The organism is Arthrobacter castelli DSM 16402, assembly GCF_000430705.1.
Taxonomy (GTDB): Bacteria; Actinomycetota; Actinomycetes; order Actinomycetales; family Micrococcaceae; genus Arthrobacter_C; species Arthrobacter_C castelli.
The window spans coordinates 31,931-45,803 of sequence record NZ_AUMN01000028.1; the positions used below are offsets into that span (position 1 = coordinate 31,931).

14 protein-coding genes are annotated in these 13,873 nt (G+C 63.6%); 2 read left to right on the forward strand and 12 right to left on the reverse strand.

Going from position 1 to position 13,873, the window contains the following annotated elements; translation table 11 throughout:
• Positions 1-16 precede the first annotated feature (16 nt).
• On the reverse strand, positions 17-772 hold the full coding sequence (locus tag H535_RS0119435; RefSeq protein WP_026820850.1) for an SDR family oxidoreductase: 756 nt from the start codon (positions 770-772) through the stop codon (positions 17-19).
• A 65-nt stretch (positions 773-837) separates the two neighbouring features.
• Between H535_RS0119435 and H535_RS0119440 the strand changes: the two genes are divergently transcribed.
• Positions 838-1,515, forward strand: coding sequence for a TetR/AcrR family transcriptional regulator (locus H535_RS0119440; RefSeq protein ID WP_026820851.1), 678 nt, complete (start codon positions 838-840; stop codon positions 1,513-1,515).
• A 938-nt stretch (positions 1,516-2,453) separates the two neighbouring features.
• On the opposite strand, the gene H535_RS0119445 is transcribed toward H535_RS0119440, so the two are convergent.
• From H535_RS0119445 to H535_RS26820, 11 genes are all read right to left on the reverse strand, one after another.
• Positions 2,454-3,683, reverse strand: a complete 1,230-nt coding sequence (locus H535_RS0119445) for a YbfB/YjiJ family MFS transporter (RefSeq protein WP_026820852.1) — start codon at positions 3,681-3,683, stop codon at positions 2,454-2,456.
• Positions 3,676-4,278, reverse strand: a complete 603-nt coding sequence (locus H535_RS0119450) for a TetR/AcrR family transcriptional regulator (protein WP_026820853.1) — start codon at positions 4,276-4,278, stop codon at positions 3,676-3,678. Before H535_RS0119450 ends, H535_RS0119445 begins: the two co-directional genes overlap by 8 nt.
• 154 nt (positions 4,279-4,432) lie before the next feature.
• Positions 4,433-5,854 carry an NADH-quinone oxidoreductase subunit N gene (locus H535_RS0119455; RefSeq protein WP_245580389.1) on the reverse strand — a complete coding sequence of 474 codons (1,422 nt, stop codon included), beginning with the start codon at positions 5,852-5,854 and terminating at the stop codon, positions 4,433-4,435.
• A 14-nt stretch (positions 5,855-5,868) separates the two neighbouring features.
• The gene (locus tag H535_RS0119460; protein ID WP_211236638.1) at positions 5,869-7,530 is read right to left on the reverse strand and encodes a complex I subunit 4 family protein; all 1,662 of its coding nucleotides are present in this window, start codon (positions 7,528-7,530) and stop codon (positions 5,869-5,871) included.
• Between the two features lie 2 nt (positions 7,531-7,532).
• Positions 7,533-9,398 (reverse strand): NADH-quinone oxidoreductase subunit 5 family protein, encoded by a 1,866-nt coding sequence (locus H535_RS0119465; RefSeq protein ID WP_026820856.1) that lies wholly within the window; start codon positions 9,396-9,398, stop codon positions 7,533-7,535.
• Complete coding sequence (locus tag H535_RS0119470; protein ID WP_245580390.1) at positions 9,395-9,712, reverse strand: NADH-quinone oxidoreductase subunit NuoK; 318 nt, start codon at positions 9,710-9,712, stop codon at positions 9,395-9,397. Before H535_RS0119470 ends, H535_RS0119465 begins: the two co-directional genes overlap by 4 nt.
• Positions 9,709-10,278 (reverse strand): NADH-quinone oxidoreductase subunit J, encoded by a 570-nt coding sequence (locus H535_RS0119475; RefSeq protein WP_026820858.1) that lies wholly within the window; start codon positions 10,276-10,278, stop codon positions 9,709-9,711. Before H535_RS0119475 ends, H535_RS0119470 begins: the two co-directional genes overlap by 4 nt.
• A 45-nt stretch (positions 10,279-10,323) precedes the next feature.
• Positions 10,324-11,289 carry an NADH-quinone oxidoreductase subunit H gene (locus H535_RS0119480; RefSeq protein ID WP_026820859.1) on the reverse strand — a complete coding sequence of 322 codons (966 nt, stop codon included), beginning with the start codon at positions 11,287-11,289 and terminating at the stop codon, positions 10,324-10,326.
• Complete coding sequence (locus H535_RS0119485; RefSeq protein ID WP_026820860.1) at positions 11,282-12,601, reverse strand: hypothetical protein; 1,320 nt, start codon at positions 12,599-12,601, stop codon at positions 11,282-11,284. The genes H535_RS0119480 and H535_RS0119485 overlap by 8 nt, the downstream gene beginning before the upstream one ends.
• A complete protein-coding gene (locus tag H535_RS0119490; protein WP_026820861.1) occupies positions 12,592-12,933 on the reverse strand; it encodes an NADH-quinone oxidoreductase subunit A in 342 nt (113 codons plus the stop codon). The genes H535_RS0119485 and H535_RS0119490 overlap by 10 nt, the downstream gene beginning before the upstream one ends.
• 107 nt (positions 12,934-13,040) lie before the next feature.
• Complete coding sequence (locus H535_RS26820; protein WP_425387303.1) at positions 13,041-13,277, reverse strand: hypothetical protein; 237 nt, start codon at positions 13,275-13,277, stop codon at positions 13,041-13,043.
• Between the two features lie 206 nt (positions 13,278-13,483).
• Here H535_RS26820 and H535_RS0119500 point away from each other — a divergent pair, with 206 nt between their 5' ends.
• Entirely contained in the window at positions 13,484-13,813 is a 330-nt protein-coding gene (locus tag H535_RS0119500) for a metal-sensitive transcriptional regulator (protein ID WP_026820862.1), read from the forward strand.
• The last annotated feature ends 60 nt before the right edge of the window (positions 13,814-13,873 follow it).

The window sequence follows — 13,873 nt, forward strand, 5'->3', positions numbered from 1 at the left end:
CCGGGTTTCTCCGGGATTACCGGGTGGTGTAGCCGCCGTTGGCGAAGATGGTCTGCCCGGTGATCCACCATCCCTCAGTGGCCAGGAACCGCACGATCGGGGCGATGTCCTCGATCTGGGTCAGTTGGTTGCCCATGGCCTGGGACTTGTGGAACTCCACCCGTTCCGGGGTTTCCTGCGGGTAGAAGAACGGTGTGTCCATCGGTCCGGGCGCGAGTGCGGTCACCGAGATGCCCCGCTCGGCGAATTCCTTCGCGGCAGCGCGGGTGAAGTGTTCCACCGGCGATTTACCACCGGCGTAGGTGGAGTAGCCATCGGTGAATGCGGCCTGCAGGGATGTCACGAGGGTAATGATCTTGCCGCCGTCGGCGACGTGTTTACCTGCCTCCTTGATGAAGAAATAGGCTGCCTTCGAATTAATATCGAACATCGAGTCGTACTCGTCTTCGGTGGTCTCGATGATGGGCTTGCGCAGGACCTTGCCGACCGTGTTGACGGCGACGTCCACCGGTCCGATTGCGGCCTCGGCATCGTCGAAAAGCTTCGCCACGTTTTCCGGAACGGTCAGGTCCCCTTGAAGAAGAGTGCCCTGCACGCCTGCAGCCTTCGCTGCCGCGAGGGTCTCTTGCGCTTCCGCCCGGGTCTCATCGGAATTGAAGTGGATGGCCACATTCGCCCCGGCTTGTGCAGCCTGCCGGGCCACCAACCCGCCGAGGTTCTTCGCGCCACCTGCAATCAGAACGTTCTTGCCCTTGAGGGTGTGTTCCGTCATCACATCTCCTGTCGTATCAGCGTTATGTATCTCTATGTCATGGGTACACGTTGTACTGTAGCAGTATGACAGACATCGCGGAAGTAGATACACGCACCCGACTGCTCGATGCGGCAGCGGATCTGATCGCCGCCGCCCCCGGAGACGACTTCTCCCTGCGAGCAGTCTGCGAAGCGGTCGGGGTGAAAATGCCGACGCTGTACCACTTTTTCGGATCCAAGCAGGGGCTGATCGATGCCGTCGTCGAGCGCGGTTTCGACATGTACCTGGCCGAGAAGCAATCCCATGAGTCCACCGGAGACCCGATCCAGGACATCCGGTACGGGTGGGATGCCCACGTCACCTTTGGTTTGGAAAATCCGGGCTTCTACACCCTCATGTACGGCAAAATCCGACCCGGATACTCACCGGAAGCACAGGAGCGGCCCAGCGCCATCCTGCGAAGCCTCACCCGGCAGGCAGCCGAACAGGGCAGGCTCGCCGTGCCATATGAGCAGGCCGCGGCACACATTCTGGTCACCAACATCGGCGTCACCATGCGCCAAATCATCCTCGCCGAAGAAGACCGGCCACTGTCCAACGCGGTTCGCGAAGGTTCCATCGCCGCAATCACGGGAACCTCCCCCGCTGCAGAAAGCGGCGCCCCCGGTGCCGTCATCGAACTCGCAGCCGCCAATCCCGGACTCCTCGGGCCCGCAGAAACACAGCTTCTCATCACCTGGCTCCAAAGACTCGCACGCTAAGCCGACCCGCTCAACGAAGTCGGTGATCTTCGCACACCAAAGAGGACATGGATGCTTAACCGCACGGTTCTCTGACCAAGTAGCGACAAGTTTTTCATGCTGCAATGACCCGCACCGACCCCATCAAGGTCATATTCCGCCAGTAGCTCCCGCTGCATGAACCCGTCGTGACCGGTAGCCGAATCGCAACCGCGCTTTGCTGCAGCCGAACGAGTCCAAGGCATCGATCATGCAATCAGTGAGCCCTCACCCAGCTCTGCACTCTCCGCATCCCGTAAGAGGAACCTCCACCGGTCACACCCCTCCCTGACCAGCATCATTGAAGTGTCGCGTCCCAGTTACCCCGTCCGGTGGTCTGTCCGGTGACGGGCCCTATGTGAAACACGTGCTACGTCGCCCAGAAGTGTCGATCGTGTCGATATTGCCGTGCCAAACCAGCTTTGCCGATCACAGAACGAACTTGGATTAGCCAGTGGGTGCCCACTCAACAGGATGCATACTTATACAGTCCACTTCACGCTGCCCCGTATGTTCCTTGGATCACGAAATCCGGAAAAGATCGCACCGGGATCACGAAACGCGGAAAAGATCACGAAAATGCGGATCCTACAGACATCCAGACCAGCAGTCTGACCCATGCAACCAAGTATGCTCCGTTGGATCACGAAATCCGGAAAAGACCACGCCGGGATCATGAAACGCGGAAAAGATCACGAAAACGCGAAACCTACATGTAGGATTCCATCCGACCTGTCATCAGGGCGGGCCTGTGACCTGCTGCTTTAGTATCAGTCCCTGAACAGAAATTCCGCGTTTCGTGTCATTTTCCTACAGCAGCCCATTTGCTTATTTGTCCAATGCCCGCCCGACGGCCGCTCCATTCGAGGGTCTTCCCAATGCATAATTGTTCGGCCCGGCAGTTTCGTAAGGCTCGGTCGCTATGCTGATGTCGATTGTTTCGGTGCGACCCCGCTTTTGGGCCTGGTTTCGCTTGTTAGGTAGACCGTGGCGGCGGCGGTGAGCGTGACGGTGGCGAGGACGAGCCCAAGGTTGGCGCTGTCGGATTTGTCGGCGAGGATGCCGGCCAAGACGGGGCCCACGCTTTGTCCGAAGGCGAATGTGATGGTCAGTACGGCAATTCCTGAATTCCATGATGTCGCCGGAAGTCGGCGGCGGGCGAGATGGGCCATGCCGGCGGGCACGGCAAGGAAAGAGCTGCCGAAGATCACGGCGGAGATTAGCCCAGCGGCGAGTTCGCCGGTGAGCAGGGGCAGCAATGCGCCGAGAACGAGGACGGTGCTCATCAGAGCGAGGGTGTGGCCGGAGCGCAGCCGCTCGAGGAGCCGGCCCCACAGGGGTACGCCGGCCACCACGGCGATCCCGAGCAGGGTCCAGAAGGCGGTGACCTGTCCGGGGGTAAAGCCTGCGGCTTTCAGATCGGCTATGACGAAGGTGATGTAGGCGATGTAGCCACCTCCGAACAGGAAGTAGCCGAGTCCGGGTAGTAATAGTGGCTTGATACGTCGGGGGTCACGCTTCTTGTTGGCTGGTGCTGGCGGGTCTGGTTCGGTGGTGCGTAGCAGCGCCGGCAGAGCGGCGATTAGACTTGCTGCGGCCAGCGCAGCCATGCTGACCCACGCCCAGCGCCAGCCGTTGGGTCCGGTGGCCTCGAGCAGCGGAGGCACCAGCAGGCCGGTGACGATGATGCCGGCGCCGGCACCGGCGGTGTAGGCATTGAGCAGGGTTCCCGCGCGGGTTTGAGTGTGTTGGGCGAGTTTAGCAACCAGGCCGGTGCCGGCGATGAAGGTAACTGCTGAACCAATACCGGCCGCCAAGCGTAGCAGCAGTTGCAGCCTAAAGCTGTCGGTGAATGCGGCGCCCAGCAGGGCGGCCGCGGCCAGGGCCATGCCGGCGGCGAAGCTGCGCCGGCTGCCGAGTCGCTGGGTCAGGGGTGCTGCGACGATGGCACCGGCTAAATAGCCGAGTGCGTTGGCGGTGTTCATCGTCCCGGCCTGCCCGAAACTCCACCCCAGGTCGGTCCGCATCGCCGGCAGCAGCAGGCTGTAGGCGAATCTGGTCAGTCCGAGGGCAACGGCCGGGCCGAATGCCAGCCCCAGCGTCAACCGCATTGCGCTTGTCCCGGTCGATGATCCGGCGGGCTCAGCCATGACACTGTTCGTTCCGATACTGGGATGCTGTGACCAGGGTGGCTGCGGCCCGCTTGGCTCCAGCAGCTGCGCCCAAGTCACCCTCGACGCTTACCCGGGCGCTGACGCCGTCGATCAATAATAGCAACGCCTCGCCGAACTCGGCTGGCTCCGCGACGCCGGCTTCGCGTGCAAGGTCCGTGAGCCGGTTCCGCATCCAGCGCTTATGGTTGGTGATCACTGCCCGAGCCGGATCGGCCGGATCGGGGATTTCAGCCGCGGCGTTGAGGAATCCGCATCCCCGTATGCCCGACTCGGCGAGCCAACTCGCAAGCCAATCGAATACCGATAGCAACCGCGTCTCCGCGTCCCCGTCGACCTGGGTCAGGTAAACTTCCCAGGAGCTTCGCTGGGCATCGTGCCGCCGTTCCAGCACCTTGGCCACCAAGGCACGCTTCGATCCGAACTGTGCATACAGCGTAGGTTTTGACACCCCGGCCCGAGCAGCGATGGTATCCACCCCGGTTGCCGCAATGCCCTCCCTGTAGAACACCTCGGCAGCCACCCGCAGCAACCTCTCACCGGCCGGCGTCATCAACCCCGAATCGTCAGACATGGACATCATACTAACAGGTCAGTAAACCTCCTTGCCGGCGTTGCTGCAACCATACGGACAAGCAGGGCGGACGACGTTTGCCCATTTCAACGCGTGACTGGAGTTGGTGCAGACCGCATCCTCCAAATGAGAGCCGCCCTTCAGCCACTGCCCACTATGCGATGACCGCCAGCCAGAGGCCGGCGCCGATTCCGAGCAGCACGGAGGCTATTGCTGTTGCGTGGACGGTCACCGCAGGTGCTGCCAGCACCGGCACACTGGTTGAATCTGTGCCCGCCTGGCGGTCGGAACCGGCGAACGCGGCGCGTGCTGCGGGGGCGATCCACCTAAGGTAGTAGAAGAGGCTGGCGATGGTATTGACGGCGGCCAGGACGAATAACCAGATGAGGTTCCCGTCGGCGGTGGCCGTGAAGATGGCCAGTTTGCCGACAAAAACTGCCGTCGGTGGTGTTCCCACCAGTCCCAGCAGGACCACAGTCAGGCTGAGCACCAGCCACGGACGCCATCGCACACCGTTGGCCCACTGTTCGATCTGCCCTGCTTTGGGCAAGGCAGATGCCGCGGCAAAGGCCCCCAGATTCGTGACGGCATATGCGGCCAGGTAGATGCTCAGTGCGGGAACGGTGTAAACGCTGTGCCCGGCGACAGCGACGACCATGAACATGTAGCCGACCTGGCTGACTGTGGAGTAGGCCAGCAACCGCAGCACTTCGGTTTGTTGGAAGGCGGCCAGGTTACCCAGGGTCATGCTGGCCGCGGCGATGACGGCGACCAACAGCGGAACGTCAAGGGAGACCTGGGCGAAGGGTTCGGCCACCAGCCGGAACGCGGCAGCCACGGCTCCGAGTTTGGGAATGGTGGTGATGAACGCCGCCATGACGGGGGTGGTTCCCGCTGTGACGTCGGGGACCCAGAAGTGTACCGGCACGGCTCCTGCTTTGAATGCCATGCCTGCCAGTACACCGATAATTCCGAGGGCCACGAGCGGTGTTGGCGCTTGCGGCAGTGCCGCGGCGAGTTCACGGTAGTTGCCGGTGCCGGCTGCCAGCATCAGTGCTGCGATGCCCACCAGCATGAGTACTCCGACCAAGGCGCCCATGAGGTAATACTTCAGGGTCGCCTCCACTCCCCTGCTGTCCTTGGCGAAGCCGGCAAGGGCATACAGCGGGATGCTGGCCAGCAAGTAGGACGCTGCCAGCATCAGCAGGTCATTGCTGGCGGCCAGGGCGATGGCGCCCAGCGCTGCGAGCATCATCAGCACGTAGGCTTCTGTTTCACGCGGATGTCCGGAAAGCCAGGATGAGGCCAGGAGCACGGCCGTGGCGGTGGCGAGGGCGACGGTGATGCGGACGACACCGGTGGTGGTGTCGATCATCCAGCTGTCGTCAAAGACTGCTTTGTCCGGCTGGGCCAGGTCGATAGCGGCGGCGAGGGCGCTGCCCAAGGCCGCCACCACGATCACGGTACGGACTCTGGCTTGCCGGCCTCGTGGTGTCCATAGGCCCAGCAACAGTCCCGCCACGGCTCCGAAGAGAAGCAGGATTTCCGGCAGCAGGTCCAAGGGGTTGGCCGACATTGCTTCCATACCCGTCATCGGCCCGCCAGAGAGCTCAGCGCTGCCGCAGCTGGTTCGATGACGTCCAGCAACGGTCTGGGGAACAGCCCAATCATGATGGAGAGCACCAGCAGCGGGACGGTCGCCACCAACTCCCGCCCGTGGAGGTCTTTAAACGTGGCCTGTGAGACGGTGTCATCGTCCACCGCCGTGGTCACGTTTCTGTCCCTGCGTGCCGGCTGTTGTCCGGTCTCGGTCGGCTCGGCCGGACTCACTACACCAGCGTGCCGACCATTGGTTGCACGGTTGGCGGGTTCCTCTGCCGGGTTGGGGACTTGGGTCTTGCCGGAGAGCAACCGTTGCAGCGCCACGAGGAACAAGCCGGCGGTGATGACGATACCGGTGACCGCGATGACAGTGGCCACCGGCGCAGCCTGCAGCGAACCGGTGAAGATCTGGAATTCTGCAATGAACGCGGACAGGCCGGGCAGACCGAGCGAACCGAACGCGGCCACCCCGAGGGCGGCAGCGAAGATTGGTGCGGGGCGCGCCAGCCCGCCCCATCGGTCGAAGGCGTAGGTGCCGCCGCGGGAGAACAGCACACCGGTGAGGAGAAACAGGCTTCCGGTGAGCAGGGCGTGGCTGACCATTTGCACCATGGCACCGGTGACGGCGATTGCTCTGGCTTGTTCGTCGGCCTGGGCCACGAGGCCGGCCGCTCCGAGACCGAGCAGAATGTAGCCCATGTGGTTCACGGAGGTGTAGGCGATCATCCGTTTGACATCTGTTTGGGCCAGGGCGGTGAAGGCACCCCAGAGCACGCTGACCACGCCGGCGATGACGATGATCATGGCCCAGCGTTGCCAGGCGTCGGGCAGCATTGGCATCGCAATGCGGACAAAACCGTAGGTTCCCAATTTCAGCAGCACCCCGGCGAGGATGGCCGAACCAGCGGCCGGCGCGTCGGTGTGGGCATCGGGCAGCCAGGTGTGGAACGGGAACAACGGCGTCTTCACCGCCAGGCCAATGCATATGGCCAGCAGGACCAGGCCGGCGGCAAGCGGCGAATCGATCAGCGGCGGGTTGGCCGCCAGAGCCACCATGTCGAAGGTGCGGTTCTCGCTGCCCAGGAAGAGGCCGATGAATCCCACCAGCAGGGCCAGGGAGCCAACGAACGTGTAGATGAAGAACTTGAGTGCACTGCGGCGCCGGTTCCCGTGTCCCCACCCGGCGATGACAAAGTACATGCCCACGATCGACAGATCGAAGAAGACGAAGAACAGGATCAGGTCCAATGCGGCGAACGTACCGATCGAAGCAGTCTGCAGGAAGAGGAACAGCGCTGCATAGCTGCGGGGACGTTTCTGTTCCCGCAGGGACCAGATGGCAGCGGCCAGAAACAGTACGGCCGTGACCGCGATCAGGGGCAACGACAGGCCGTCGACGCCCACATGGTAGGAGGCATCCACGGTGGGGATCCAGCGGATCTTCACCTCATAAGCGATACCGTCCACGATTCCCGACGGTGCCGCGGCACTATTGGAGGCGAATCCGGCCCACATGCCCACGATCAGGGCCAGGTCGATGGCGGCAACGATCACCCAGAGCCAGGAGGCGGCCCGATTGGACAAGGCAGGGAAGGCGAGCAGCATCCCGGCGGCAACCACGGGCAGGAAGATGACGACAGAGAGCAGCATGGTTACCTCACGACGATCAGTAGGAGAAACAGGGCACCGAACCCGATGGCGGCCTGCAGGTAATACTGGTGCACCAGCCCGGTCTGTGGACGCCGCATCGCGGCCCCGGCCCGCCGGGTTGCGGATCCAATAGTTCGCACAGCCCCGTCGATGACCCGGTGATCGGCCTGGCCGATCACCACCGCGCCGCGCCGAACGGTGGCCGCAAATGCCAGGACACCACGGTCGATCACCCGCTCATCGATGACGGTCACCGCGCGGCCGGCAGCCAGCCAGGGACTCGCAGAGAGAAGATGTCCCAGTCCGGCCCAACGGGCCAAGGGCGTGCGCTCCAGTCCACCCAGCCGCGACCGCAACGCAATCGTTCCCACGAGCACTGACACGGCCAACAGGCCGGAGATGAGGAATCCGGCCCATCCCGGCGATGGTTGGCCTTCGGCATCGAGCACAACCTTGGCCGCTTCGGCGACCGGGTGAAGGGCAAGGGCGCCGAGAACGATGGTGGCAACGGCCAGGACTGCAGCCGCAGCAGCGGCGGGGCGCGGCACTGTGCGTGTGCCGGGTTCTTCGGCGTCCAACCCGACGGCGGTTTCGGGACGGGCGAGGATGATGATCAGGATCTTTCCGGCGTAAACGGCCGCGAGACCGGCTGCGGCGAGAGATACGATGTGTAGAGGCGCGCCCTCGACCCCGGCAAGAACCTCGTCCTTGGTGACCCATAGAGACAGGGGCGGGACTCCGGCCAGCGCCACCGTGGCGATGACCCCGGCGGCTCCGATGCCCCGATAACGACGGGCGGCACCCCGAAGACCGGTAAGTTGTTTGGTGCCCAGAGCACTCAGCCACGCCCCGGCTGCGATGAACAGGCCCGCCTTTACCCCGGCGTGGGCCACGAGCTGGGCGGTTCCGCCCGCGGTGGTGCCGACACCGGCGGCGAGGACCACGAATCCGATCTGCGCGCCGGTGCTGGCTGCCAGTAGTTGCTTGAGGTCTTTCTGGGCCGCCGCGACGGCACCGAGCACCAGGGCGGTGACTGCCCCGACCCACGCCGCGGTCTCAGCGGACCACCCGGTGGACTCGAGCAAGGGTTGGGTCCGCAGCAACAGGTAAACGCCGGCGGCGACCATCGTCGCCGAATGCAGCAGGGCGCTGACCGGACTCGGTCCTTCCATCGCCGCCGAGAGCCAGGCGGAGAAGGGAAGCTGCGCAGATTTACCCAGGGCGGCAAGGAGGATTCCGGCGGCGGCCACGTGTTTCCAGCCCCCGTCCGCCGCGGCCAAGTCGTCCATTGCCAGTGTGCCGGTACCCGCCAGTGCGGCCCCCGCGGCCACATACAGGCCGATGTCACCGGCGCGGGTGGTCACGAAGGCTTTGGTACCGGCTGCCATCTTGCCCGGGACATTCCACCAGTATCCGATCAGCGTGTAGGAGGTGGCGCCCATGACTTCCCACGCCACCAAAAGAGCCGGCACGGTGGTGGCCGTAACGGTGACGAGCATCGCGGCGGTGAACAGCAGCAGGTACCCGAAGAACCGGGCCCGTGGTGCGTGCCTGGGCAGGTCGACCACCGCGAAAAGCACCACCATGGCGGCGACCAGTGCCACCGTGATGATGAGCACAGCCGAGAGGCCGTCCACTGCCACCGCGAAGTCGCCGCCTTCCACCATGCCGATAAACGGCATGGACAGGTCAGGGCCGGTCGCGGCAGTCAACACGGCCAGGGCCACGACGAGTACGGACGCAATCAAGGCAACCGGGCCAGCGGCGCGATCAGCGCGCCGGCCGGCCAGCAGCAACAGGGTCCCCAATCCCGCGGGGACAAACACCAGCGCGGCCAGACCAGCGGTTGTTAACGACCCCGGATTCATCCGCTCAGCTCCGAGGCATCATCGACCATATCGACCTGACGTGCACGGTAAATCGCCAGCGTGGCCGCGAAACCCATCGCCATCTCCACCGCCATCACCACCAGGGCAACGACGACCAGCATTTGCGCATCGGGCAACTCCGGAGACAGGAAAAACCAGGCAGCGCCGGCGGCGAGTATCACGCCGTTGACGATGAGTTCCAGGCCCATCATCACCATCACGATCGACTGCTGGGACAACGCGCCAAAAAGACCGACTCCGATCAGCGCCGCGGCAACAGTGAGGATCAGCTGCAGAATCACCGTCTCACTCATTTGAGACCCCCGCCGGTCGGGTCCTTTGGTCTGGCATTCCTCAGGTCAGCGCCGAAACGATCGTAGCGTCCACGATGGGTGGCCAGGACAGTGCCGGAAATAATAGTGGCGAACAGGCCGATGCCGATGACCAGCATCACCAACATGTGGCTGCCCATGATCGCCCCGCCTAATTGCCGGGTGCTGTCGGCCGGCAGACTGCCTGTACGTGAAGGCCAGTCAATGGTCCAAATTCCCACCGTCAGCACGGCGAAAACGGTGATACCGGCGGCTGCCGAAGCGCGGCCGTTATGGACCATGGTCATCGGCATCAAACCGGCTGGATTCATCATGAACATAATCATGAAAACCACCATGATCAGCATCTCGATGGTCATCATCAATGCGGTCACTACGCCGAGGTAGGTCAGCTCCAGGGCCAGCAACATCCCGGCCACGGCAAGGAACGACACCAGCAGTGCGAATGTGGCCCGGGCCATGGAATCCACCACGAACACCGCGACCCCGGCAGCCACGGATAACAGCCCCAGCGCCGCCACAGCCACCACGGACAATTCATTCAGCATTGGTACACCCTCCCGGACTGCTCCCGATCCTGTAGTTTCCGACACTCACGGGTAGAACCCCCATATCACCAACAGTCCCACCATCAGTGTTTGCAACAGCGTTGCCGGTACCAGCACCATCCAGGCGAACTCTACAAACCGGTCCGGACGCAATAACGGGACGCGGCGGCCCACCGCAGCAACCGCGGCCATCACGGCGAAGGTTTTGAGCAGGTACCACACCGGCTCACCCAGCCACGGCCCGGCACCGCCGCCCAGGAACAACGCCACAGCCATGGCAGCCGCAGCCCCCAGGAAGACCGCCCGCCCCGCCTGGACCACCAGCCGGTCCACCCCGGAAAGCTCCGATATCACCCCCGAGGCGATGTCCGCCCCGGCCGGCGCTGCGAAAGGGCCCCAAAACGTGAACGCCGCCGCGCTGGCCAAAAACACCACAAATGCCACCGGCATGGTCACCACAAACCACAGGTTCTCCTGGGCAGCGACGATGCCCGTGGTGCGCAGCGAATCCGCACCAAGCCCGGCAGTGATCAACGCGAACATCAGTGGCAGCTCATACGCCAGGCCCTGCGCCAGGAACCGGTACCCGCCCACCAGGGCGTGCACGGCGTTGGGTCCCCACCCCACCAGCCACACCGCGGCCCACAGCAGGGCCTCCATCGCGTTGAACCAGACTAAATCGGCACTGGTCGTCAACAAGGTCCGCCCGCCGATCGGCACGACGGCCAGGGACAAGACCGCGAGAACAGGCACCGCCACGATGCCGGCGCGCCACAGCAACCGGTCCGGGGAGAGTGTGGTCCGGCGCTGCTGGATTAACCACCGCAGGGATGTGCGGAACGGCTCGGCCGCACTACGAACTCTGGCGCCGTTGATGGCGACATTGTCCACTATTGCGAATACCGTCCCCAGAACCAGAGCGGCCGCAACGACGGCCAGCACAGCAGGCACCAGCCCCCACGCGGCAGCCAGACTCAGCGGCTCTGCCCCGCTGACACCCGGATCAGGCATGGCCGGCTCCGCTGTGGACTACCGTCGGGGCGGTCTCAAACATGAAGCTGGCGACGATCAACCTGGCCGCGGCGAGTTCAGCGCCTTCGAGCAGGAACTCGACATCCTCTGGACCAACCCCGGGCACGGTCTCCATGGAAGGATCGTCTCCTATCACCACCGTGCACAGCGCACGGACGCGCTCGAGGACATCGCCGGTCCTGCATGCTTGCCGGGTGTCTGGCTCTTCAGCATGACCGCGGTCATCACCCAGTCCACCGACCGACCAGGCCAGCAAGGGTGATCTGCGAATGGTTTGTGCCACCGCCCGGGCACGCCGGCGGCCTCGCCTCCTCTCATCGGGATCATCCGAGGACAACGCGGCGCGCGCATGGCGAGCTTGTCTGGCCGCGTGCGGCCAGCCGGCCACCAGGGCGAACTGTGCGAGTGCATCCACCAGGAGGAGAGTTGAGCGGTGCCTGGAATCCTGGCGCAGATGGTGGTCGTCCTCGACACCGCAGATCCAGGACAATGACACGTTGGTCAGCACATCGCCCTGCATCGAAGCCTTTAGCACCAGTCCGGTCGGCCAGCCCGCCAGCACCGGCCCCAACGCGACTTTCAACTCGTCCAACTGGAGACCGTCCCGGTCAGGGGCCGTGCCGGCCATCGCCAGTCCCGCGACCTCACCACCATGGTGCATATGGGCATGCCCACCCATATCGTGGCCGCCGTGACCGCCCATCTCATGATCGGAATGGTCCATCTCGTGACCACCAGCGTCGTGGCCGTCGTGTTCGTCCGTCGCGTGGCCATCATGGTCCATCCCGTGACCGCCCATATCGTGGCCGGTGTGCTGAACCGGATTTTGGTGATCGTGGTTTAGCTCATGAGCCGGGTCAGCGTCCTCCTCGTTTTCTTCATGATCATGCATACCGCCGTGGTGGCCCCCGTCGGACCTGTGTGACGCTTCTGACCCCTGGGACAGCTGTGCGGCCGGACCGACTACATGGTGCTCGTATGCTGACGGTGTGCTCAGCGCCGCGACGGCGGCATCGAGTTGCCCGCCCACGCCCGTCTCGTCGATGGCCTGTCGGTGTCGTGGCTGCGGCATTTGCGACCACAAGAGATCGGCCGCCTCTGACAGTGGCGCAGGAAGCGTCCCGATGGTCAGCAGCAATCCTGCCTCCGCCGGCGAGAGCGCCCGGGCCCAGCCCCGACTGTCCATCGCCGCCTCCAACTGCCACCTCAAGGATTCATGGCCCGGTGCGTCAACGATAAGCGCCCCGGGGCGAGCCAGCGCCCAATGCCGCAACCGGTTCATCAGCTCCACCGCAGTGCACCTTCCCGCCAGACGTAGATCACTCCGACAAAGAGGATGGCCAGGAAGCCAAACATTTCGATGACCGCAGAGGCGCCCATATCGGCGACAACCACCGCCCATGGATACATAAAAATCATTTCCATATCGAAGGCTAAAAACAGCAGGGTCACCGCATACCAGCGAACGTGATACCGGGAGAAGGCGTGCTGCTGTGGCAGGGATCCCGACTCGTAGGGCAGGACGTCAACCGGTTTCCTGGCTATCCGGAAGGCCATCGAGACACCGTACAAGCCCAGTATCAGAGCCAGCACTGCCACGAGCAGTGAAACGACGGCGGCCATCTCTGTCTCCTTGTCTTGTCGGGCGGCCAGCTGGAGGGTTTAAGCGGGCGTCGCCTACAGGTGCACGCAGCCTGCCTCCGCCGTCGTTACGACAGCGGCGGCACAGGCTACGTTGCCGTGTACAGGTCCGGGTCGGCGTCGAACATGGGAGCGCAGGTATCGCAGCACAGGTAGTAGCGCCTTCCGTGATAGTCCCGCACCAAACCCTCCTCTTCAGCGTCCGCTTTAATGACCTGCGTGCCTTTCATTACCGGGCATTCGGCGACTTCGTCCGCGTCGTGCACCCCAGCGCCGTCGGGTACGCGGTGATGGTGATGTCCCATAATCAGCTCCTCTCCGTCCACTTCGTGACCATACCGTAAGGGGGTATCCGTAGCAAGGCCGGCCAATCGCCGTGTGCGGGGCAATGCCGATGTGATGTTTGAGCCGGAGCACAGGCCGTTCAGTGAGCCGTCGTAATGCCGTTTGATACCATAGGGGGGTAGCCTTTATGCTCGGGCCGCGGCTGCGGTCCACCCCCACTCAGACGCACAGCGAAGGACCCAAACAGATGACGGCACAACAGGTGGCTCCATCGACCACGGCACCAGAGGGTGGTACCCATGGTTATATGTCGAGCAAGGAAGAGTATCTCAGGCGGCTCAAGCGCATCGAAGGCCAAGCCCGCGGGCTGCAGAACATGGTTCACGACGAAAAGTACTGCATCGACATTCTCACCCAGGTTTCTGCGATGACCAGGGCCCTCGAGTCGGTGTCCCTGGCACTGCTCGATGACCACATGAGCCACTGCGTGCTGGAGGCCGCAACCACCGGCGGAGAAGAAGCCCAGGTCAAGCTGAAGGAAGCCTCCGACGCCATTGCCCGACTGGTCCGGTCCTGAACGCAGCCCGGCAGCACCTGGTCCTGCGTATCGAGGTGATAACTGCCCTGTAAGGCGACC

Bases quoted from the DNA above. Each gene is read 5' to 3' on its own strand.
- H535_RS0119445 (WP_026820852.1), bottom strand. From the start codon at position 3,683: ATGGCTGAGCCCGCCGGATCATCGACCGGGACAAGCGCAATGCGGTTG.
- H535_RS0119460 (WP_211236638.1), bottom strand. From the start codon at position 7,530: ATGCTGCTCTCTGTCGTCATCTTCCTGCCCGTGGTTGCCGCCGGGATG.
- H535_RS0119500 (WP_026820862.1), top strand. From the start codon at position 13,484: ATGACGGCACAACAGGTGGCTCCATCGACCACGGCACCAGAGGGTGGT.
- H535_RS0119450 (WP_026820853.1), bottom strand. From the start codon at position 4,278: ATGTCTGACGATTCGGGGTTGATGACGCCGGCCGGTGAGAGGTTGCTG.
- H535_RS0119440 (WP_026820851.1), top strand. From the start codon at position 838: ATGACAGACATCGCGGAAGTAGATACACGCACCCGACTGCTCGATGCG.
- H535_RS0119490 (WP_026820861.1), bottom strand. From the start codon at position 12,933: ATGGCCGCCGTCGTTTCACTGCTCGTGGCAGTGCTGGCTCTGATACTG.
- H535_RS0119455 (WP_245580389.1), bottom strand. From the start codon at position 5,854: ATGTCGGCCAACCCCTTGGACCTGCTGCCGGAAATCCTGCTTCTCTTC.
- H535_RS0119465 (WP_026820856.1), bottom strand. From the start codon at position 9,398: ATGAATCCGGGGTCGTTAACAACCGCTGGTCTGGCCGCGCTGGTGTTT.
- H535_RS0119475 (WP_026820858.1), bottom strand. From the start codon at position 10,278: ATGCTGAATGAATTGTCCGTGGTGGCTGTGGCGGCGCTGGGGCTGTTA.
- H535_RS0119435 (WP_026820850.1), bottom strand. From the start codon at position 772: ATGACGGAACACACCCTCAAGGGCAAGAACGTTCTGATTGCAGGTGGC.
- H535_RS0119480 (WP_026820859.1), bottom strand. From the start codon at position 11,289: ATGCCTGATCCGGGTGTCAGCGGGGCAGAGCCGCTGAGTCTGGCTGCC.
- H535_RS0119470 (WP_245580390.1), bottom strand. From the start codon at position 9,712: ATGAGTGAGACGGTGATTCTGCAGCTGATCCTCACTGTTGCCGCGGCG.